At 45.5% G+C, this 23908-nt stretch carries 10 protein-coding genes; 1 reads left to right on the top strand and 9 read right to left on the bottom strand.

Annotated elements, in window-relative coordinates:
• Positions 1-47 precede the first annotated feature (47 nt).
• Positions 48-2717, bottom strand: coding sequence for a CHC2 zinc finger domain-containing protein (locus tag ACMXI2_RS11155; RefSeq protein ID WP_483781671.1), 2670 nt, complete (start codon positions 2715-2717; stop codon positions 48-50).
• Positions 2714-2974, bottom strand: a complete 261-nt coding sequence (locus ACMXI2_RS11150; RefSeq protein ID WP_483781670.1) for a SymE family type I addiction module toxin — start codon at positions 2972-2974, stop codon at positions 2714-2716. Before ACMXI2_RS11150 ends, ACMXI2_RS11155 begins: the two co-directional genes overlap by 4 nt.
• 152 nt (positions 2975-3126) lie before the next feature.
• Here ACMXI2_RS11150 and ACMXI2_RS11145 point away from each other — a divergent pair, with 152 nt between their 5' ends.
• Positions 3127-3474, top strand: coding sequence for a helix-turn-helix domain-containing protein (locus ACMXI2_RS11145; RefSeq protein ID WP_483781669.1), 348 nt, complete (start codon positions 3127-3129; stop codon positions 3472-3474).
• A gap of 52 nt (positions 3475-3526) precedes the next feature.
• On the opposite strand, the gene ACMXI2_RS11140 is transcribed toward ACMXI2_RS11145, so the two are convergent.
• Genes ACMXI2_RS11140 through ACMXI2_RS11110 form a run of 7 tightly spaced genes read right to left on the bottom strand, consistent with a single transcriptional unit; the run spans position 3527 to position 23832 of the window.
• Positions 3527-3766, bottom strand: a complete 240-nt coding sequence (locus ACMXI2_RS11140; protein WP_483781668.1) for a hypothetical protein — start codon at positions 3764-3766, stop codon at positions 3527-3529.
• Positions 3767-3772: 6 nt separating this feature from the next.
• Entirely contained in the window at positions 3773-12298 is an 8526-nt protein-coding gene (locus ACMXI2_RS11135; protein ID WP_483781667.1) for an RHS repeat domain-containing protein, read from the bottom strand.
• Positions 12299-12332: 34 nt separating this feature from the next.
• Positions 12333-13127, bottom strand: a complete 795-nt coding sequence (locus ACMXI2_RS11130; RefSeq protein ID WP_483781666.1) for a hypothetical protein — start codon at positions 13125-13127, stop codon at positions 12333-12335.
• A gap of 18 nt (positions 13128-13145) precedes the next feature.
• A complete protein-coding gene (locus ACMXI2_RS11125; RefSeq protein ID WP_483781665.1) occupies positions 13146-19664 on the bottom strand; it encodes a hypothetical protein in 6519 nt (2172 codons plus the stop codon).
• The gene (locus tag ACMXI2_RS11120) at positions 19661-20182 is read right to left on the bottom strand and encodes a hypothetical protein (RefSeq protein ID WP_483781664.1); all 522 of its coding nucleotides are present in this window, start codon (positions 20180-20182) and stop codon (positions 19661-19663) included. The genes ACMXI2_RS11125 and ACMXI2_RS11120 overlap by 4 nt, the downstream gene beginning before the upstream one ends.
• A gap of 2 nt (positions 20183-20184) precedes the next feature.
• Positions 20185-21288 carry a hypothetical protein gene (locus tag ACMXI2_RS11115; RefSeq protein WP_483781663.1) on the bottom strand — a complete coding sequence of 368 codons (1104 nt, stop codon included), beginning with the start codon at positions 21286-21288 and terminating at the stop codon, positions 20185-20187.
• Between the two features lie 6 nt (positions 21289-21294).
• Positions 21295-23832 (bottom strand): TonB-dependent receptor, encoded by a 2538-nt coding sequence (locus ACMXI2_RS11110; RefSeq protein WP_483781662.1) that lies wholly within the window; start codon positions 23830-23832, stop codon positions 21295-21297.
• Between the last annotated feature and the right edge of the window lie 76 nt (positions 23833-23908).

Below are 23908 nucleotides of genomic sequence, written 5' to 3'. Positions count from 1 at the left end.
GCGCACATTTAGGCTATGGCAGAAGATTCTGGCGTTTCGCTGGTGTTTCACTGGTGTAACATAGAGGCGGCTGGCGTAACATTTCTAAGCAGGTCGATTTGCGTTTGCAGGTGCTGCTTCACCCTTGCCCGTAAGGCTTCGTAATTATCCCAGTAGATGACCTGATAGGTAAACCCGCGGTTAGCATGGCCGCCCTGCTGACGTACATATTCAAGGCGCCCAAGATCATTAAAACAACGGAACACCTGCATTTTACTACAACGCATTCCCTGACGAACTTCCCGCAGACTAAAAACAGCCGTTTTATAATTTTCGCTGTACTCCTTGCGTAGCCAGCACTTCAGCTGCTCAAAAAACTGCCGCAGACTTCCATCTAACTCGTCCACCTTCAGCACAATACTATCGAACATAATAGCTACCGCCGTTTCAAGATCGGATATTTCTGTAATTAAACGACCCTTACTATCTTTTTTTCTTTGGTACTGATGTACCTGTGTTACCATTTTTACAAAGTTTAAAAACAGGTCATTTAAACGCCTGATCTTATGTGCGTCCTGTGGTAACTGTAACTTACTGGCATAAGGATTAACCACCTGGCACGACTGTAAACAGCGTACAAGATTTTGTATAAACTGTTTTGTTTCCTGCTCTTTCTTACCGTCGATCTCTCCGGATGCCTTACTGTTCTGATAGTTAATAATGCGACCGGTCTGTTCTGTACTTTCATCCACTGCCAACAGGAACACACGGCTCATATTGTCCTCATATATTTCTCCCCGCGTAGTACAGGCCAGAGAGGCAATAGGCCCCTTTACTGTTTTCTGGCCGCTGGTGATCTGTCCATTATCCAGCTTGATACTGGTAGCACTGTTCAGCTCTCCGTTGCTCTGCAACTCCCGGAACGCAAACTCTGCTTCCTCGCTCAGCCCGTCTATATCTTCAAGGCATAACAACCGGTTTACAAAATAATGTTCCGGGTAATTATACAACACCTTATCACTGACGCGGGTTAACTTCGTGACTTTCTCCTGCGGGATGCAATCAGATATTTGTTTTAACAACCGCGTCTTTCCACTACCGCTACTACCTTGTATCAGCGCGTGCAGGGTTTCGGGCATCTTATAACTGATAGCGATCAGCAGTAAAAATAAACGGTTCGTTTCCTCTCCTACTATGCCCGCCTGTCCTAACAGATCATTTAATCTGGTGATCAGATCAGGTGCCTTTAAAAAACTTTCGGATACTGTACGTTCCTGTAGCGTAAGGGGATACACACCTGTAACAGACCCGGTATCCCCGCCCGGTTTAATAAGAGCCTTTTCCCGGTATTCGTCCAGAAGATCCGTTAACCGGTACAGATCCGCATCCAACAAGGATTTATCAAGCAATAGTTTTTCGCTCACCTCTCTGCTCAGTTTATCCACTTGCTTATCTTCGTACAGATCCAACTTGTTACGGCTTTTCTGGCTGTTATCCTTCCGCTCTATCACTAGTGTTACTTTCATACTATCCAACTGCTTGCTGATGCCACCCTGCACATAATAAGATATACCCTCTGTACTATAGCATAGTTTATAAGGATTCGTAGTATCCAGACCTCCAGGTAATTGCTCCTTTCCAGCAGCCAACGTAGCGGGTTCCGGTGTTTTACTTTCAGATGAAAGAAAAAAATCTTTCCGTTCACTAAGCAGGTGAACAAAAATATCCGGTTCATGGGATAAGGCCATGCTGTTAATATCCTCGCCAGCAGGAACGGTAAGCGTTGTAATAACAATATACGGCAGCTGCTCACGCAGCACTGCCGCATATTTAGCGACCGCTTTACTACCTGCTTCGTCACCATCAAAGGCAAAAATGATTTCCTTTAAGGATGGCAAGGATTTAACTGCTGTCCAGTGTTCCTGTGTAAAACCATTGGTTCCGTAGCAGGATAATACACTGTAATCCTTTGTAATAGCGGACTGCTGTAGTAGAGTAGCAGCATCTATAATAGCCTCGGTAAGGATTAAACGCTCAGTTTCAACTTTAGGATAGCCAGGATACAGACCCCGACGCTCTTTTAAATAAAAGTGTTTCTGATCTTCATCATTAATAGTACTGCGGAAGTACAGACCACACACCTGGTTACTACGGTCACGCAACGCGAACACGATACAGTACTTAGCAAAAGGTTTATAAGCCTGCCCGCCATCACGGCTATTAGTACCCCACGGCGATAACAACCCTACATCTACACAGCAACGGATAAAGGTTTCATCTCTGCGGTTACCATGATGGAACTGCGCCGTATTATAACCGATCTCTAAAACAGTAGCATCCAGCCCGCGGCTACGTATATACTCCTGCGCTGGCTTGCTGTGATGTACCGCATTCCTAAAATAGATAAACATATTGCCCAGTATAGATATACCGGGCGGTGAGGGAACGTAAGTTTGATATACGGGGCCACCGATTAATTGTTTGCACTTCTGGATAGCCTCATGTTTGCTGCAGCTTTCCTTATGCATCACAAAATCGATCACGTCTAATGCCTTGCCATGTGTTTTACAGTTAGAACTAAAACAATAACAGGTATGCGTTTTATAGTACACCTGCAGGCTCGGCGTTTTATCATCATGGAACGGACACTGTAACCGCAGGTGCTTATCTGGCTTTAAGCCGTAGTGCTGCAATACAGACGATAACGTAAGCTGCTGTTTGATCTCCTGTATGTTCATTGCGCCAGCTTTTTCAACGCCTGCTTCATTTCCTGTAAGGCAGACTTATATTCATGCGCGGCCTGCTCTGTTCCTTCCAGTGGCTCTATGATCAGCAACCGGTCACGGGTGGTAATTTTTACCATATCACCCACTTTAAAACCCAGTTCCTCTAACCACACACCGCTGATATTGAGCCACGGCACTACTGTATGAGTGCCTGATTGATCCCGGTGTTTGGGTTGTAGTTTGATTTGTCTATTACTGCTTGTCAACATAGAAAAAATATTTTTTGTACCTAATCCGATACAAACATACTTAATCATATTTATTTGACAAACTTTTTCAGATTTTTCTGTAGCCTTTAAGTACTATATATTTGTACAAACACCGTATTATACGGTCATTTAGTACCTAATCCAGTTTAAAAATGGCTACTTTCGGTAAAAGAGTTAGAGAGTGCAGGGAAGCTAAAAACCTTTCCCAGCAAGAGTTGGCAAAACAAATGAAGACTTCTTATACTGTCGTGGGTAAGTATGAACGTGATGAGATGCTCCCTTCCATTGAAGTGGCTAAAACCTTAGCCCGACTCTTGGACACAACGGTGGGTTATTTACTGGGCGAAGCTGCCAACAGTAATACATTTAAAGATCCGGCCATGTTGCAGCGCCTTAATGAGATCAGCTCATTGCCTGAAGAAGATAAACACTGCATTTTATATACTATTGATAGCCTGTTACAAAACGCCAGGACAAAGAAGGCTTTTGCTCATAAATAATGGGGTTAGTCGTAGACAAACCCCATTATTTATCGAAGTAAAAATTAATATTTTATTCAACTTTTAAGATATCGCCAACGTTAATAATTGATCCTTGAACATCCAGGATACAAGCGTAATTACTATCTCCTTCAAACTCTATAGGTTGATTAAAGGCTATCCCTCTTATTAAATAAACATCCTTTCCTTTCTTCAACTTCATGTTAACTTTAGGTATAATCCCATCAGGAAATTCTAAAATCCCAATCATACCCAAACTTGTATTATAAATTTTTAAAACCTCTATTTCCATAGTATCTTAATTAGATGACTTCTTAGCCTCCAGCTTCTTTAAATGATCCTGCCAACTCCCCTTTGCTTTTTGAATTTCAGAAATCTCAGAAGTAGACCAACCTTCTTTCTTACCAATCCTTAACAGTTGGTCTTGAGCATCTATTTCTAAACGAGCCTTATTTAGAACATCCTGTACATACTCTGCACCATACTTTAATCGTTGTTGATGGTGGATTGCTTCCTCTAAAATTTGAGGCCGAGATGCTCCGTTACTAATTAGTATGCTTCCTCCTCTTCCTTCACCATCCATATACAGCGCCTGTGCCCCCATTGATCTTAAATAAGCCTTATCATCTTCTGTTGTTGCTATAATAATTTTCACTCCATCTTTCAGTGCTTTGCGCAGGATGCTATTTCCTTCATAATTAGCCATAGCCGGAGATGCAAACCTCTTCCCCAAATAAAGCTCTCCTGCAAAAGATAACCCTTGGCCAAACGCATAACCTGCAACCTCTGGGTTATCACTTACCACTCTTCCTCCCCAATCTTTCACCGCAGCCTTAATATTACCTGCCGCTTGCACTGGATGCCTAACAGCTTGCACTAATCCTCCAAACTCTTCTGCTCTCTCATTAAATCTTTGCTCTGAAACATTCCAAGGATTAACCTTCTCTGCCCAATTCATTACAGCCTTAGCAGCCCCTTTCAAATATTTCATACTAATATCTGATGCCTTTTCTATGCCCTGTAGGGATGACCCTTTATAAGCATTAGCTGGTAAAACTGCCTCTAGGCCATCAAGATCTATAGCTTGTATAGGGCTGTTATTTGCGAACTGATATGGTGTAAGCTCTGGGTATTTCGGAGTTAATGGATCTATAGACAAGAACTTTCCTATCCTTGGATCATATATCCTTGCTCCGAAGTCTAAACTATTCCCTTCCCCCTTGATTTCATTATCATTCTCCTTCCCATTAAACCCATAACGATAACCACCTCCATTCATCTTCCTTCCAACCAACTGCATTCCAAACGGCGAATAATCCACGGCACTGCTAAGCGTCACATCATACACGCTACCTGTTGGTGTCTTGTTGTCCGTAATCGTCGTCAGCACATTTCCCAGGTGATTCGTAATCTCGTATTCCCGGTTATTAACTGCGGTCCACAGGGCATCCTTTGTAGCGGTAGAACCCAGTTTCATATTAGGCTTCCACACACCCAGACGGCTGCTACCATAAAGATACTGCTCTTTCCATATGATATCTGCTGACCCTGTTTTATGTTCGTAGGTAGCTAACACGTTCCCGTTTACGTCCCTTTCATAAAAGGTGGTAGTAAAGTTTTGTGCAGACGTTTCCACCACTTTCCTCGACCTGTTACCTACCGGATCGTAAAAATACTCTGTTTTAAGCGTTCCTTTCTTAAAGCTCTTGATTTTTCCAATAATATTCCATTCTATTTCAGATACGTCGTTTCCATCCTTTATCAGGTTACCAATTTCGTCATACTGGTAGGCGTCACCCGTTACATTCCCAATCTCACTTGCTGTTTCTACAGCTGGAGCCTGATTTCCAATATCGACACCTGGATAAAGTGGCAATGTGATCCCATCCCTGACATATCTCAACCGGTTACGGGTAAGCTGCCCACCACCATTCCGCGGATAGTTATAAGTGAGCCGGTCCATCGGCGCACCGCTCATATTATTACGGTTATACGTGAGAATATTACCGCTGGCATCATAAGTAATATCTTCTGCATAGGGTGTTGGAGGAGTAGTACCCATTTCCCAGGTGGTGGCCCCTCCCACTAGTGTATGCTGACGCATGGTTCGTAACCGGTTCAACTGGTCGTAGCGGTAGCTATAGCCTATCGGATTCCCTCCGTTTATGCCTTTCAGGGCAAGCTCTGAACGGGCGATGTTCCCATTATACAAATCCTGACCTGCAATATCAGCGGCCTTACTCTCCCATTCCAATGCGAACGGATTCGTAACAGTGGGAGGCTTGCCAATAGGAGTATAGTCACCCTGGAAGTAATCCAGTGAATACGAGGCTACGTCTTTGGCAAAATGCGCCTTCGTTCCCGAAGGGTCACCATCCCTTCCCATATCGGATACTGGCGATAGATAGTTGCCGTTAACACCTTTCAACCAACCTTGCAACGTATAGGCGTAATCTATACCCTGTATGGCATTACGAAGATACTCCATGCGGCTGAGTGGGCCATGTTTATAGTAGCGATAGAAGGCATCTGTAACTGCACCACTAATCTCCCACTTGTCGACAGATACACTGCTGATACCGGATTTTGCCTCTACTAACCTGTTTTCTGCATCATATGTATAGGCATAATAGAACTGATCATCTTTTCCGGGCTGATAACGAACCGCATTCACTTTTCCACTGATCAGGTCATAATTGTAATCTGTCCGTTTGTAGTCGGACAACCCATTCCCATGCCAGAACGTTTTCACATTCCCAAGCAGATCATAGCTGTAAACAAAATTATCAGTCGTAGTTCCTCCTGTAGAGGCGGCAACATACCGGTACTGAGCTGAGACCCTATTTCTAAGGTTATCCTGTGTACCCAAGCCGGAGGGCAGCATGGGGCTGTCGTAGAAAGTATAAATGCGCTCAGGATTTGAAACGGGACTCACCAATAGATCCCCATAGTTTATAATAAAACCAGGTTCAAAAATACTGACGTTACTAAAAACCTCGCCATTCTCTGTAATACGGCCGAGTTCATCATATACTGAATAGTTATAATTGTTATTTCGGGCCCACTGTTTTGCATTTCGTGAGGCAATCAGTCTTCCCAGGTAATCGTACCAGAAACCGCTGACACCGGCATCCGGAGTCTTCTGTTTCGATACCTGGTTTAAAGAAGTATAGGCATAATCGGTAGCAAGCCTGTGTTGAGGCTGCACCGGCATAGGCCGTACTTCAGTATTGGAATTCGGACCACCTACCGTTCCCGGCGCACCGTTAGCCGGTACATTAAAACGACCCCAGAAACGCTTCGCGTCCAGGCCCGCCATCTGTGCCATACAAGGCTCCTGGGAGTTGATCCATATTTCATCGGCCGTAAGCTGACGGTTATATGTTCTTAAGTGCTTCAGATCACTGAGATCATTGGTGATAGATACTCCGCCTGTACCAACCGTAATCTCCCAGGCGCAAGGCGCTGGCGGTGCTTTCGTATCATTATTCAGTAATTGACCATTTACATAAGTACTCAGTACCCCATCCATCAAATTAGGTCCCTGTACTACCAGGTGTAGCCAGTTGCCACCGCTAAAAGCCGTAATGGGCACCGCTATATGACTACTCCTTGCAATACTGATAGCATTAGTCTCCGGATTCATCTTATAAATCGAGATATAGCAATAGGTGCTGCTAATGCAGGTAGTAAAGAAGTAATTATTATTGGAGGTAGGAGTCAACACCTGGGTAGCTCCCGTTGGCCGGCCTTTAATCCACATTTCTACTGCTACGCCGGTTTGAATATTCAGGGAGTTAGTCAACTCCGTCAATGTTAATGGCAGACTTGTATTGACGTTATCTCCATTGTAATTACAGGTAAAGTCAGCAGGAACTTCCGTGGTAGTGGTGTTCAGTCTCGCTGCACTCAGTACATCCACCCCTTCCGGTGGTACGGTTCTCACCAGGTTACCCGCCTGATCATAATAATAAAGCGTGAAATGATAAAGCTGCTGCTGCGTTTTCAGATTAGCAGTAGCCCTTGTAGCAGCACATACGGTAACGTATTGTCTACGGAAATCCTGTCGTACAGAATCAATATATACTACATAACGACGACGACCACCCGCAATTGCTCCATCTATCATTCCCATCAAACACTCAGCAGGATCAGGGGTTACTGACCTGAATACCGGTTCATTGCAGAGCAACGCCGAAGTACCCGCCGTTACCTTCTGCCTGTAGTCATCATAATCCGAATATCCCAGCGAAAAGCCCCAGCGGTGGTTCAGATAAGTGGCCACAATGGTTTCATAATTATCCTTCGTGTTGTCCAGTCCGCCTGACCATGGCTCCTGGTTAAGAGCCGTCATTCCGGCAGTGAACTCAGCAGGTGTAATACATCCTTTTGTATTTACTTCCAGGAATACCGGCAGTGTAAGCTGGCTGGTCAGCAGATACCGGCAGTTACCACAACTTTTTATCAGCTGATCCAACTCCTCCTGTTTGAGATTCATCGCACTGCCATACGTATCTGTGAGGTATTTCAAGAATGTGCGTCCCGCAGCACTGCTGTTATAGGTTGCCTGCAAAGCACTCAAACGGGCGCAGATAGCCGGGTTTGTGTTGCCGATAACCGCTTCTGCTGTTTGTGCTTTCACATTAAATGGATATGGCCCGGAAAGAATCCAGGGATTATTCTTCATTGTAATACTACCTGCGCCCAATACACCCAACATCACATCCTTGAAGGAACGATAACCCTCCGCAGTAGCACCAGGCACTGCCGCACTCGCACCGTTTAAGTGAGCAGTATCCCCACCCAGTTTGCACACTTCAATCAATTTCTGACGAAGTACATTTTTCGCGGCAGAAGTATATCCACTAAGTCCTTCCTCCAATTGCGACATCCATACATCTGCATTATTAGCACAATTGTCTGCCACCAGATTTGCTACCTGCGCAAAACCATCGTTCCTTAAAGAATCCGGATTCATGGAGAAAGTCTGATCATAGTCTATTCTCTCCATACGGGAAATCTTATTCCTGAATAAAGGAGAGCAGCCGCCGGTGGGGTCGTTACAGGTATAAGAAAGTACCGTAATTTGCTGTTCTGCCGGCGTTGGACTATCAGTACCAATATAGACTGACCCAATATAAACCGGATCAGGTGGGTTCATCTTAACAGTAACTATATTGTTTGGATTTGTCCCAATTTTCAGAGTAAATACATACTCAACATCAGTTGATAGCGGAGACAAAAATGTTATCTTATAACCTAATGTACTATGTATTATAATATCCACCGCCACCGTATAATCCGTCCTACATGGCACCGCAACCGCCCCTTTCGGAGGGAAAGACACAGCCCCACTGTTCCTGCAATAAACCGAATCAACTTTTAACACACTCAAAGGAAGATATTGTGGAATGCATATGGTCTTATATCGATCTCCTGCACCAAATATTAATATCTCCGAAGTATTGGTTGTCCCTGTGGAATATGTAACAGCCACCCGCGTTTCCATAGCAAAACGGTTTCCTTCGAAATTAACCCGCACCCGCTTTGTTCCAGCACTGCAATTGCCCAATGAATCTTCTGCGAAAGAAAAGTCTGACACGGTGGCACAACTTTCTCCCAGCATCGGCAACGGACGACCTATTTTACAGATATCACCGCACGTCGCATCGCGGATACGCTGATAATAGATCTCCTTCAACTGGAAATAATACTCCGCGTAAGCCAGCCATTCCCTGTCAGGTACCCGACACTGCGTCTGTGGTACACAGTTATTCCAGCGGGATACAAAAGTTACATCTGCAGTAGCATTGGTATTCCCTGTGCTGTCGGCACAATAGAGCAGATAATCAACATACTGCCAGATATTCTTGTTATTGTAAGTGCTGCTTTTATACGGCGTCCGGTTCCTGGAATAGTTGTTAAGATCGTTAACAAAACTCGCGATGTAGGGCTGTGCTGCGCTGTTTGTCATAAAAGGATCGGCATTCAGTAACCAGGTCGGATTAGTACGATCATAATTACTACCCACATATTTTGGAAGGTCCGATGCTTTTAAACACAGGGAAGTGATCTTTTCATCCCAACGCTTCACAGCAGACAGGCTTTCACAGCTTTGCAGGGCACAATACTCCCAATGATATGGCAAAAACAGATCTGTCCATTCCGGTCTCCAGTTCTTCACCAGGTCCTCCAATGTAAAGTTGGCATCACAGGGCGATATACTTATCCCATCAACATTGATAATCTTGGTTGACTCATAACGGGAACCACCAACAGTATCGACCGGGAATATTGTTCTGAAATAAATTGCCAGGATATTCACAGCCTGTTCCAGCGGCCGGCCATAGCTGTCGAACTGCGCATACTGTCCACCCGGACTTACATCCTGCTTCAGGGTTTCTCTTAACTCCTTACATGGATCAGGTACGCAGTTCAACAAGGCAATAGTGCACCTCATCTTCAATATGTCGTACAAGGGGCCGCTCCAGTTATTTATGTCATTGGTGTACAAGGTCGCATTCACCTGATTGTCGGCAATCCGCTGCCAGACCCTTTGTTGAAATTCCGCTTTTGTACCCAGCGCTACTTCACAGGTATGACAATCACTCACGCAGCCGGTGAAATCAGTTGTTCTCAACTGGTTGATAATAAAATAGAACTCCGGCTGCAAATTGGTGTTACGCTTGATAAAGTCATCGGTATAGGCAGCAATGACATCAGGGTTCAGCGACAATTCAAAGCGGATGCTATACTCGCCGGCCTTTCCCAGGTCTACCACAAAGCTGTTTTCTACACTACCATCGTCCGCACAGTTGGGAGCAAGACTCCCAATCTTAATCGGTGTTATATTCGCATCTACCTTGTTATTACAATCATCATACACATCAATCTTCAGTTCATAGTAACAATTACTGCAGATCTCTACCGCATTCTCTTTATACTTCTTGATCAGTTTATCTATCCGGTACCTGATGCTGGCATTATGATCCGGCACCGCACAGAGATAGGTAGCGGCCCCCCTCAATTTCAGTTCCTGCTGATCAAACACAAAAGACGCTGGTTCCAGGACCGGCACATCCACCAGTTCTGTTACCCCTTTTGAAGCCAGGGGTAACACATTACCGGGCGATCCGCCACTTAAAGCAGTGGCCACCGGCTTACCGGAAGCATTCAGATAGCTGATGCTGATCTGCCCATTGGGGTCAATGGTCATATTCTTCAAAAAGTGCGAAGCTTTTCCCGCGTTCGAACCGAACAGCCGGTCCAGCTCCCATTGTACAGGTTTTCCATAGAAGTACCTGGTAGCATGATTCAATGCCTCGTCCTGGTTAGGCTGCATTACATCTCCCACTCCACCCTTTACCCGCACACGACCTGTATTATCATTGGTATAGGCAGTAACCGCAAAAGGATACCCGTTGGCATCAGGAACATAGTTCATCGATGCATCCATCGCTTTAAAAGGGTTGGCGGATGAATAGTACATACCGGCTCCTCCTGTCGTTCCCAACGGCGCTGGCTTTACAACGCAGCTACCTGTGCTGTTGTTGTAAATATCCTTGTAGGAATATACTTTATTGAGCGCGTTTAGATTTTGCCTCCCATAATACGTTAAAGCAGTAGCGTTAATAGGTGCAGGCAAAATATTAGCTGCCACCCTTCCATACTCGTCATACACATTCTCCTGCAATATTGCATTCTTATCTGCGTTGTTGATAGTAACCGTTTGCCGGTTCTTTAAAATCCCATCAAAATAAGCGACTACTTCTTTTTTCTTACCCCCTTCCGCATAACTGGCGCTGAATTGCCAGTTAAAGCCAGGTTGATGCCAGCTCAGATCCAGTACCCTGGCTACTTCCCCACTTGCCAGCTTTGCCTGGTAAACCCAGGGATGTTCTTCCCGGAAACCATTTACATAGATCACATAACGGATACGGAGCAACAGGTATTTGCTGCTATGCAAAAGCGTGATATCGTAGTTATGCTGATCGGTGGTGATACGGGTGGAATTATTCCGGAACATTGCTTCCAGTTGCGCATCCGTTATCGAGGAACGGTTTGCAGTGATGAACTGCCCATTGGTGGATTCATCGTCGATATAGGTCCACTCCAGGTCATATTCCTGCCCGGGTATGATCTCATTCCAGTTAACGTTTATAATACCCGTTAAAGGTGGCGTATTGGCTGTAGCACCCATGGGCATCATGGCCGCTCTTCCCTGTTTTTTGGGAGCAGCTTCCGTTTCCCCGGATTTAAAAAATGCTGTCATCGACAATTCCCCTTCCTTACTGGAGGTATACTGCCGGTCTACTATCACCTCTCCTTTCAACGAAAAAATTGCCGGCAGATCCGTACCCAGCTCTTTGCTCGTGATATCGTTGACCGTTAATTTTACCTTATAGGCATTGGTAAAAGAATAAATATTTTCTCCCTGGTAGGGCGCCAGCCACGCAGTATCATAATCAATATTCAACCGCGCATGCTCAATGGTGATGGGATCGTCCTGGTCGGGCTGACTCCAGTATTCTATTTTCAGATCAAGCTCACACTTGAAAGGCTTATCAATGCGGTAAGTAGAATCCCTGTACAATCCGAAAGTAACGACGTTACTTACAAGCTTGTTATTGATCGATTTCCAGTCAAAGGCATCATTCCGGAATTTTTCATCCTTAATAACAAGGGTATCGCCTTTTTTTATCTTTCCCTGTAGCCTTTTCTGGTAAGACTCTACCTGTGCGTTTGCCACATGAATCGTTCCCAGCAGCATCAACAGTACACAGCATACACTGTAACAGAGAATATTTAATTTTCTATAACCCATAGGTAAAGGGCATTAATGGTGAATAGGTTAACACTTAAAGCGTTGATATCAATCTGAAATTACTATAGGCAGCAGCAGGTTTCCAGCCCTCTCCTTCCTTCTGCAGGTAGGTAGACAAACTAAGCCGGCGGCCATCTGTAATCACCTCATTCCATTTATTGAAAACCGTGGTGATCTCCCTGTCCATCTTCCTGTTCAGCGGATCTTCCAGGTTGGTTAAACGCATATAAATGCTGTTCAATTTCCCGGCACTACGGTCATAGGTAATTTTCAACTCCTTACAGGTAACATGGCGTTCACAAAGCAGTTGCACGGTTGTTAAATTATCGGTGTGCGTGGCATTGATAGCATAGCTATCGCTCTCCCAGAGTGCAATGATACTATCCACCGGTAACTGGGGAGCCGCCACTACCTCTTTGGGAGGTGAAACAAATAGTTTCTCAATTCCCCGGTTAGCCGAAATACACACGTCTTTCAGCTGGATCATTTCATTATCGCCCAGCTGATAATACATTTCTGCATTTCTCCTGCAATAATTAAATGTGGCATTGACATTTTCTGTCGGCTCCGCCGGATCACTAATCCGGATACTGCCTCCCATATCAATCACAGACAACGTATCGACACGCCTATAAATAGCAATGATCTGTCCGAGCAACGCAGCATCCTCCCGTTGAAAATGGGTTGCTTCTTCCGCTACTACTGCCTGTTCTTTCACGGGAGGCCACCAGCTGCTCAGCAAAGGCCGGCCGCCTATGGCCAATCCAACCACCATTACTGCCGACACGAATAAAATGATAAACTTTCCACTTATATGATACTTCTTCATCTTTCAATATTAAAGCGGTTAATTTTTCGCCCTGTAGGAAGAGCGGTTTTCTTTAATCGTCATGATTCCCCGGTCTGTTTCCTTCTTTAACCTGATCAGGGTACCTTCATCATCATACTCATACAGCGTGGCCAGGTTATTTTCATCCAATTGCGCCATGAGTCGCTGGTTTTGAGGATCATAAGCAAACGTTTTAATATTGCCGGCAACAGGTAAAATACGTATGTCGTCTATCCTAGTAGCGCTGCCTGCAGACAGGGTTAGGGCAGTAGAAGATGCGGCTGGACCCGCATAAAATCTGAGCTCTACCAGCTTCCATCCTTCTACCGAAGCTTTTACTGTGAGGGGCCGGTCAACGTCATTAATACTCACTTTCAGATCGGAGGTACTACCAGCAGGTTGTGCATCTTTTACCCAGGCAGAAAAAATGTATTCTGAACCCGGCTTTGGAGCAAATCCCATCGGGTAAACATAAGGCCTGGTGGTACGCATATATTCTCCCAGATCAGAAAAATCCAGATAAGGCACGGTATGGTGTACATTTTCATGCGGACGCGTGTATAATACCAGTGGGCTGTTTAGTTTCAGGCTGTATTTACCGGTGTGAGCAATCTTGTTATCCAGCCAGTCTGTATACTGTCCCTTGTCGCGGATCATCACGAACATGTTGAAGCTATCTTTCGGATTACTATTTTCCGGAATAGCCTTCACCCGATATGCATAATCCTCAAATCCATCGTAAAATATTTCCCGCTGCATCGCATTGGAAGCCACTGCAGCAGTAAGTGTATTATTAAAACTAAACAGTGCGCTTTTGAAAATTCCCAATGGATCTTTTGATTCCAGGCCATTTCCCTGGGCGTCAAAAAGAGTGATAGTACCAGTGCTGACCCATTTTTCATTATTTACATAAGTGGGCTTCCACAAATTATCGGTCACTGAGAAATACCAGTAAGGAGTAAAGTTCTGATAAGCCCCACCCTTCCTGATGTCAGGGACAGACAGTTGTTGCCCGGTCCTGTTCACCAGGAAAGCTTTCTGCTCTATTGGGCGCCAGTTTCCGAGGAATCCATACAAGAAAGGATTCATCTGGAAAATGATAGGTGTGGTATAATCCTCTTTACTTATCAGCGTACTTAACGCCCCCTGAAGTTCCTCTACATCGGCGGGATAACGTATCAGATCTTCTGATGAATAAGCGATAATATTTGTATAATTACCGGTGCTATATAATTCATAAGCCGATTTATTATAGATCTCCGCAGCAAAACCGGCTTCCTGACCCTTGGAATTACGACCCATGACCCGGAAATTATGTTTACCAGGAAGCAGGTTCGTTAATTCAAAAACATGCCATTTTCTATGATTGCTTAGCTTCTCTTCCGTGAGCTTTCTCACTTCCGCACCATCGATATATACATACACCTCATCATTACCACCCAAACCCAGAGAATAGCTGGCGGCTGGTTCCAGTGTTATATCAGTGTTGTAAGAATACCACAAATCATTACCATTTGAATTCTTATACCGGGGATACATCCCAATGGCCGTTAATCTTCCGGCGTTACCATTCCCGCCCCAGAAATAACCTTTTCTGTTACCATATTCCGCACCATTCTGATCGTAAAAGCTCGTTCCGTCATTCCCATCCTCGCTATCTTTGTACTGTGCATAATAGGGCCACATGCGGTCGCTTGCATTGGGGTTTCTGATATACACGCCCCTGTCCGGGCGCTCATAGTCATACCCAGGTTCAATGCCCTTCATTTCAAGACGGGCGCCCCAGGACTGATCGTACAATGTTACATTGGCATCCAGCACACCCAGGGAAGCCAGTTCATCGTTTGTATCTGTTGTAAAGCGGAAAGCTCCATTTTGCACCGGGTTTTTCAAACACACCACGGAAGCTCCGGGGGCAGTCAGTTGGTTCCGGTATCCGGAGCGGGCCAACTTTACGTCGCTTTTAAAATTCTTCGCCACATTCCCGTCCTTCTTGATAAGCTTATAGGACGGATGCTGGTCTCCCTTAGTCAGTGTTTTTACCACCCAGTAAATTGAATCCTGCTTCAGATCAATCAATTCATCTCCTGTAGTCACAAAGCTGGTAAGCGTAGATGGAATTTTCCCTTTGAAATCTGTCTCGAAATTCCGGATAAGGGCATTGTTATTTTTATAAGCGCCAGACATGCCGCTATTCATCCAGTATGCCGGCATATTTACCTGATATACGGGATCATCAAACTCGTTATTGGTGGTGGTGACTACCGGATCGCCGGTAACGGCATCATATAAAGTATTTTTAGTTGTAACGGTAGATCCATTGATAGTTTTCACTACCCTGTCCAGTACCCCGGAATATTGCACGGTTTTTAATACCGATGCAGAACGGAACAACCGATACTCATCGTTCTGACTCATCGGCCAGTGTGGGATCACCCACGGTATCGGGAAGCCGGGTATCATATCAAAACCCGCGCGGATGGTCCGGCCTGTGTTACTGGTTTCTTCTTCCCGCATGTCCACTATCATTTCTATCTCTCTACCTATAACCTGGTTCTGCGTAATCTCTCCTTTTTCGTTCACTACATCCACGTTATTCACGAGCGTTTGCGTGCCTACCCCCAGTGGCTTTGCATTGAAGTAATAACTTGTGCTGGCAATCTCTGCCCCCGACTGGTTAAATACTCTTTCCGCTTTGGGCTTGCCATGCATGTCGTTCAGTTTCACTACATACCCCTGGGATAACACCAGTTCATGTGCTACATTGGAACCAATAAAACTAAACCAGCCTTTGGAGTCATAATTATATGCATCCGGACTTTGATCATAGCTCACCTGTACCGGAAAATCCTTTGAGGTATAGAACTCATGCTGTACCCATCCCGTTTTAGGAGCGACTTCCACCACGCCTTCGGCATTCAGATTTTTTACCACCACTTTGCTATAACCCACTACCGGTGATGGGAATAAGGTTTCTCCAAAGGGTTTCTCCAGGTAGTAATAGTTATTGAGCCCCCCCTTTACATCTTCGGTATAAGGTACCGGTAAACGCAGGGGATTTTCATCACCACCTACTCCCGGCTCATAGCTGGCCACACCACTGCTGATTGTTTTTCCATTCCAGGTAGTGGTATACGTATATTCCTGACCGTAGGTAGCACCTGTTAAAGGCTCACCACTGATCGTGTTCCAGATATCTGATATTCTGACACGCTTCACCCGGGCAGCACCGCCCAGTTTCATTCCATCCACTTTTGCAATACGTCCAAAACTCTTTTTCAGATCCACATTGCGGGCAAATCTTTTCCGCTCCGCTCTTTTATAGAAGTTACCTGTAATTTCACTGAGATTACTGATGGAGTTCACAAGGGCGCCTAATGCTGCCTGTATAGGCATATCGTCGGATATCCTGTTCTTGTAGCCAGGATAAGCATACTTGGGATACTCTAATCTCATTTTCTGCCAGGCGGCAAAAATGAAGGGATTCGAAGTCACATTTCCTTCGCCCATGGTTTCGAATATAACCGCTACATTTCCACCGGCTTTTTCTATCACATCTATCACCTTTCCATAACAGGGAACATAATCGCAACTACTTTCAGCAGTACCATTGTCGGGTTTATCCGTCAGATTCACAAATAGCTTAGCGTAAAAATCCCTTTCACCATTCAGGTAACGCATGATAAAATCATTTTTCTTCTCTTCCGCGGACGCTCCCTTCAGGCTTTCTTTAATATTGATCATGAAACCGCGGGCAGAAAAGAAGTCCGGGGCCTGGTTACCGTCTTTATCTACCAACTGGGTCAGTTCCACCATCTGCATCGCCGGTTTATCCTGTACATAAGCGTAGTCGCCGGATTCATAGTCTACGTTAATTTCTCCGCCGGTTGGCAAACTGATATACGTCAAATTCCAGGCACTGGCATTCTGATCAGCGATCGCCTTATCTTGTGTACTATAAGGGAAGCGGTCATTATTTAAATTATTCAAACCGGATTTGGCCGCTTTATAATTACCCCACCTGTCGGTAGAGAGATATTCATAATTGGGATTCTTGCCCGTATATTTGAAAGTATAGGGAAAATGTTTCCCTTTGGTAGAAGCGCCATAGGTAAAGTGCAAACCCGTTAAGGTAAGTTTACCACTATCGGCAACAGCCTGGTTGGGTACTTTCTGACAGAGCGTGTATTCATAGTTGAATACCGCTGTTTTTATGGGTGTCGTAAGATCTTTCTTCGAATACAGGCGGACTTCCTTCAAACAACGCTGTCTGCCATTGGCGGTATTGTCTATAGCGCCGGTGATACCGGTAACACCTAACGCATCATTCCTGCTGTCCAACAGGAAAAACATGACCTTGTTTTTTGTTTCGATGGAGTTTAAAAACCATATTTCCTTCTCCCCATATACGATGCTACTTTTATCATCATCCGGATCAGCATTCAATGCTTTGTTATACAGCGCCCTATTCGGCTTCATCGGAGAGCGCCACTTGTAATTACCGTTTACCTTTGTATAGTTAAATTTAATGGCAGTACCCATGTCATCATCTGAAATACCGTCGCCTGTTACATCTACATAATCGGGCGACAATATCGCAGACAACAGGAAAGCCGATGCATATGCAGGCTGCGTTTCCTTATGAAAATATTTATCAATGCCGTAATTGTGCTGAATTCCTCCATCGGGTTTCAGCGAAAATCCTACGAGGTTTCTGTCCTCCTCCTTCGCTGCATTCGGATCTGTGGCAAAAGAATACTCCTCCTGTACCTTGTTATAAACGGGCAGGCTGTATACCATTCTTTTTCCGTCGTCTCCTGTGACCGTAAATTCAGAAAGATGGGTACCATATCTTGACTCTGTTACTGCGGAAGGTAGCGCGGGTGTAAAACCAGTTACTTTATTCTCCCGGTAATCTTCTTTCATTCTTATCACGCCACCCTTGTAGGTTTCTGAGGCGGTGAGATAGGAAATGGCATTACGTCTTACCTGTCTTGCTTTCTTTGTCAGCGGGTTGGATGTGTATATGGGATAAGTATTATTATATCCGTCTTTCAGTTCACTTTTGCTGCCGGGTCCATCCAAAGACACATGCACTACGTCTTCGCCTTTGATCAATGTCTCATATTCATTGCTCCCCACATTCTTCTCATCCATCTGCTTAAAATAGGCATGCTCTTCGAGGGTATTATCGATGTTCTTATAATCAGCTACTCCATTGAATCGGTTATCGTATGTCCACTTCCCGGTTTTGTTGGATACATCCTGCTTATAAAACGTGACCCCACCATGAAAGTATAATCCAAAACCCAGATCTACTCCAAGGGTAGTGGTGTTATTCGCGTCATTGACAGCAGGGTCAAACACCACGCCTGAACCGCCGCGATGCAGGCGGAATTGCCCGCTTCCCAGCTGGCTGGAATAGGAAAAAATATCGGCCGTAGCGATAGGAATCGCAATGTTTGGCATGTTGGGAATCACCACATTATCTTTCTCCCGCATGAAATCCATTACTGCGTTGGGCACATCTTTACCCTGGTTAGCATACAGGTATCCGTATGCCGGATTAGTATTAATCCTGTTCAGTATTTCGCGTTTATACCGGTAGCCGGTAAGTCCTATGCCCGCAAAAGCACCGGCGCCGGATGGTCCTACATCTATACTGTAGCTACGGTTGGTAGACCTATAGGGCACCCCGATATGCGGATAAAAAGGTGGTGTGTTATAAGTGAATCCGATGCCGCCTACATCAAAACTGGAGGAACCCGGTTGATTATCCCGGTCTCTCGTGGTTACACCGAAAGACCCGTTCAGTGTGAGGCTTTTCAGCCCCTGGCGGGTGTTATAACCAAGATTGGCCGACAGCCCTACGTTCGTGGTCTTATTCTCATTCGACTTATCATATAAAGCCAGCGTGATATTAGGCGATACATCCACACCGTTACTGGTATTGGACATCAGGCCCACGCCCAGTCCGGGTGTTAAGGTACCACTCCCGCGTGTAAGAGAGATACCGGCATTTATGCCGAACTCCGCTCCTATACCGGTATATGTATCACTGAAGATACCGAGCGACAAAGAGCCTTTAAGGCCAATCAGTTTCGCCCCGCCAAAGAACTCCGCTTTAACAGTTCCCCGGCCACCGGTTGTTGTTTTAGGCGCCGTATAATGTTCCGTGATTACCTTATCTCCGTTCATATCATCCGGAATACCTCTCAGGCTCCGGTTAATGGCGCCCACATTGAGATTCCAGCCCAGTCCTACCCAGCTGGCCTCATCATCCATTCCTACACCGGACTGGTAATTTAAATTGATGGGATAACCATCAATATCCATTATTGGAATATTGTATTTAAACGCACCGGTAAACATGTCGACCGTTTCACTGGTGCCTGCTTCCGCAAACTGTTTGCTTTCCGGTTGAGAAGGACCGGTTGTAAGTGCCCATGCAGCACAGGGTAACAATATCTGGAAGGCAAGCAAGCCTAGAAAAAAAACTGCAATGGACTTTCTGAATATTATGTTTCCTGGAATCATAACCTGCTGCTTAATGAGTCAATACTATTGATATGTGTTACCTGAAAGGGAAACACCAACTTATGATGCGTATACATCCAATCATTCATCACGAAATACAATACGGCTGTTCCTGCCGGTACGGCCCTTTTGAAAGTGGTCAGGTATTCTGCTGAAGAGGTACTTCCATTCGGAATTCGCTGTGTAAACTGTGCCGCCAGTGTATCACTTCCTACTACCAGCCAGAACAGGGTATCCACGCTTACCGCCTGCATTTTCCGGTTGTCTTCCCGGGAGGAAGCTGGCAGGGCAACGTTTAACTTAAATGTCATTTCCCCCGCTGCATCCGGATTTCCCCTTCCCAGCATCCGTTCCCACTGCACCGGCAGGTAACTGGCCCTTACCCCGATACCTCCTGCATCCTGTTCCTGAACCAGCGCCCGGCCATTGTTGGCATAAAAAGCTTTTATTTCTTTCTTTCCTGAATGACAGGCAGACATTAACAACCCTATCATCACGGATATTATTAAGTATTTCATCGCTATTCCGTTTCACTTTTATAAAGAAATCTTAATTGTTTTTCTTCACCGTTGGGCAGCTTCAACTCCAGCAGGTAATAGTAGCCATCCACGAATGACCTGTTCTCTGCCAGGGGTATGACCACATGGTTATTTCCCCGATTCAGTTTGATCGCCGGTAGTTTACGCATTTCCAGTTCGGGCCTGGTGATACAACGGATCTTATAATTCAGCGGGGCTTTGTCGTACACATTTTCTACCGCAAATAGCACTTTTCCGCGGGCCACATAAAAATTACCTTTTGTCAGATCTGTGATATCCCTGAAGCTTTCCGGTACTTCTGCCGCGGTTTCCTCTTCGCAGAACATAGTAAAATCCCATATCTCGGAGTTCACCAGCAGCATATCATTTTTGTAGGCGCTTACCTGCCACACGTAAGTTTTTCCCTGCACAAGATCTTTTGCCAGAGAAGGATAGAAAAGCATGGGAGCACTAATGCCCAGCTGGTTAATCAAAGGCATATTGTAATTAAGTGCTTCTACCTTTGCCTGTCCGGGTTTCACTTCCGTGAGTACGAGCCGGTATTGCACACCCGGAACAGCCGGCAATAATGGTTGCCAGAAAAAGGGGGGGCGCTTGTTACAGATCTTGTCTTCTTCTGCCGGGTTCAATAGCAGCAAGGGAGAAAACGGCTGGAGATAATAATCGAAGCACTGGTCGCCCAGGGTTTCGCCCTGGTGCGACTGATCACCGGCATTCAATTCAAAACAATATTCGTAATCCCCTTCCGTAAAGTAGCCGGACTGGCGACAGATAGTGGCCACCTTATTTTCTGCAAAGCGGATGGCGGATCTGGCAATCAATCCACCCGGTAAGGAGTTGGTGCCGGGCATTAACTGAAAGGCCGGTGTTTTTATACTGACAATATTGCCGGCACCGGCAGCAGATACTTTTACGGTAAGACTTACCAGTTGCGACTGGCTGCCGGTATTCGCCAGCTTCACCTGCAACAGGCCATCCAATGTGCGGCCATGCAGTTCCGGGATAAAAACAAAGGATACCTGGGCACGGAGTTGAACAGTACAAAACAGCATCAAAAAAATCACTCCCTGATAAAACTTTAACATAGGTACTTAATTCAATTGGTAAGAAATAGCCAGTTCACTTCTGAAGTTGCCGAACAGATAGTTCTGTGGCGTATTCAACAGGTTTTTACGGCAGTCAACATACATATTCACATTTAACCTGGGCAGTACACTGGCGCCCGCTGTTTGCCTGAGGCCCAGTTGCTGTACCACCGCCTTATTATCCAGGTAGGTAATGCCGCTGCTACAGCTTATTTTCTTCAACACCTGGTAGGTCCATCCCATTTCCACCGTAAGGAGGTTGGCATACACGGCCTCGCCCTTAATATCTTTATTGTAAAACAGGTTTAACGAAAGGACATATGAGCTGATCAAAAGGTTGTGGTTAATATTAATATTCAGTAAGGTGCTGTGTTGTGGCAAAATATCGATCTGCTGATATCCCATCATAATATTGCTGTTGTATGGAAGCGCGGCCATTTTTCCCTGTACCTGTGAAGCGAGCGATAATTGCCGGGTCATATACTGAAAGGATGCGGCCTTTTCACCGGTGCTTTTCATGGCCGACTGATTAAAACGCGCATCAAAGGCGATCTTCTTATTCAGTTTCCAGCGGCCATCAATAGCAAACTGCCTGTTTTTCCATTTACTGGAAGTCAATGCCGAAGAACTGATATCCTGGAAATCAGATCTTACTCCCAGCACCAGTTTATTTTTATACCAGTTTCTTTTCAGTTTTAATCCGTAACGAATCGTTCCTCTTCCTGCTCCGGGAGAAGCCGGGTTATTATATCCCAGGCCAGAATAGCTGACATAGGCACGCTGGTTCATATTCCACTCACTTACCTGCCCGTTGTAGTCGAGCCCCACAGACAAGGTTTCCCAGAAATCGTTGAACAGCGATAATGCAGCAGCCTTACTGGCCAGCATCGGGTCATTGCCTACTGCCGAATTCTTAAACTGGTTATTGGACTTTGATAATTGCGCGGCGATACGGCCATAACTACCCAGGCTGATATCTTCCGAAAAAGCGCCTACAAAAGTATTTCTAGGTAAATTCAGGGTAGTATACTGGCGACGGGAATCACTTTTGGTATTGGCGTTCACGATCCCTACATGGCTGTGTGGCTGCGTAATATCACCGGCGCCCATTTGCAGGAACTGCATGCTGTAAGCACCCGGATCAAGCGACGAATTAAAAGCAAGGTCTTTTATTGTTCCGCCGTCGATACGCTTTCCGGCGCCCAGCATCAGGAATTTATTGTTGTTCAGAAAACTGGTTTGTATACCGGACATAAACAGGTCCTGTACCCCTCCTTTACTTCCGGAAGCCGCAATGTTACCGATGTCGAGTTGTTTGACACTTAATAACAGGCGTTGCAGACCGCTCAATGGCAACAGTTCTTTAATGTTCCTGATTTTGTTGCTCTCCTCTTCCAGTTGCCTGTTGATTTTTCCTCCGGCCACCCGCTCGTCTGAGATAATGGATTTAGCCAGCAGGCCTTCTCCTACTTCTTTCTTCAGCGCAAAAACGCCCGCCATATATTTTCTGGCTGCACTGGCTGTACGGAAGTGTTCCAACTGTCCATTGAGGCTGCTGTCGGCCACCGGATGTGCCAGTAAGATACTATCCTGCAATGCCGCAACAACCGGCTCAAGGTCTTCCGCTGTAATGCCCAGGGCTCTATTGTTCATTAACTCATTCCGTAGTTGCAACGAATCCAGCTGGATGATATGATCGCTGTTGAGCAATTGGCCGAAGGCGGCAGACTGCTTTTCTCCAAGCCCCGTGAGTTTTTGCCGGAGCGCTTCCAACCGGCTGCTGGCAAAGGATTTTACCGCGCTTTTGACATCAATGTCTTTCAGAAAGTATTTCTTGAGATCATATTTCTTTTCTACTATGCTGTTGAGGCGTTTTACATAAGCGTCTTTATCAAATGAAAACTTTACGAGCGACTGATCCGCAAAAGGATTGTTCCAGGTACTTTGTCCTGAAATATTTGAATACCCCACGTTAACGGGTATATTCTTTATCATCAGCTGATCCTCTATTGTAACGCTGGTACCCAGTATAGGCACGCCCGGCGTATTTTCTGCGAAAGCACCGGCACTGGCTTCTTTAAGACTGTTACTATACGCACCGGCATTTAACAGCTTATTCACGCCCGTTTCATCCCGTAAGGCATAGAAGCCCCGCAGTTTATCCGCGATGTATTGACGGATACGGGCAGTGTCTTTGATGGTACTCATGGCCTGCTGCAACTGCGTGAGCTGCTGTTTACCGGCTGACTTACTGATAAACTGAAAGAATTCCTGCCGGGCGGATTCCTGCAGATATTTGCCGGCGCCTACATCCGGAACAGCCGGAAGATTTTGCCGGAGATATGCTTTAGCCTGGGCCATGGCCGACCTTTTGTTCAGCGAGTCTGCCAGCATCATCTGCAACATAGGATTACCCATAGGCAGCCCAGCTTTTTTGGCCTCTTCCTCAAGTTGCTTAACGGGGGCATTTACTTTTGCCGTTTGAGCATGAACGGTGACGGAAAGTAGCACACAGGTACACCACGCCGCTATAACTTTTGCCATATAAAAATTTTCATGGTATAGGGATTATCTATCTGGGAAGCAGCAGGGGCACTATCCGGGGAAGCAACCCTGCTGC

This window comes from Chitinophaga sp. G7 BAM 1005 (assembly GCF_057126945.1).
The sequence above is the reverse complement of the archived record's forward strand: the minus strand, read 5'-3'. Positions and strand labels throughout refer to the sequence as shown.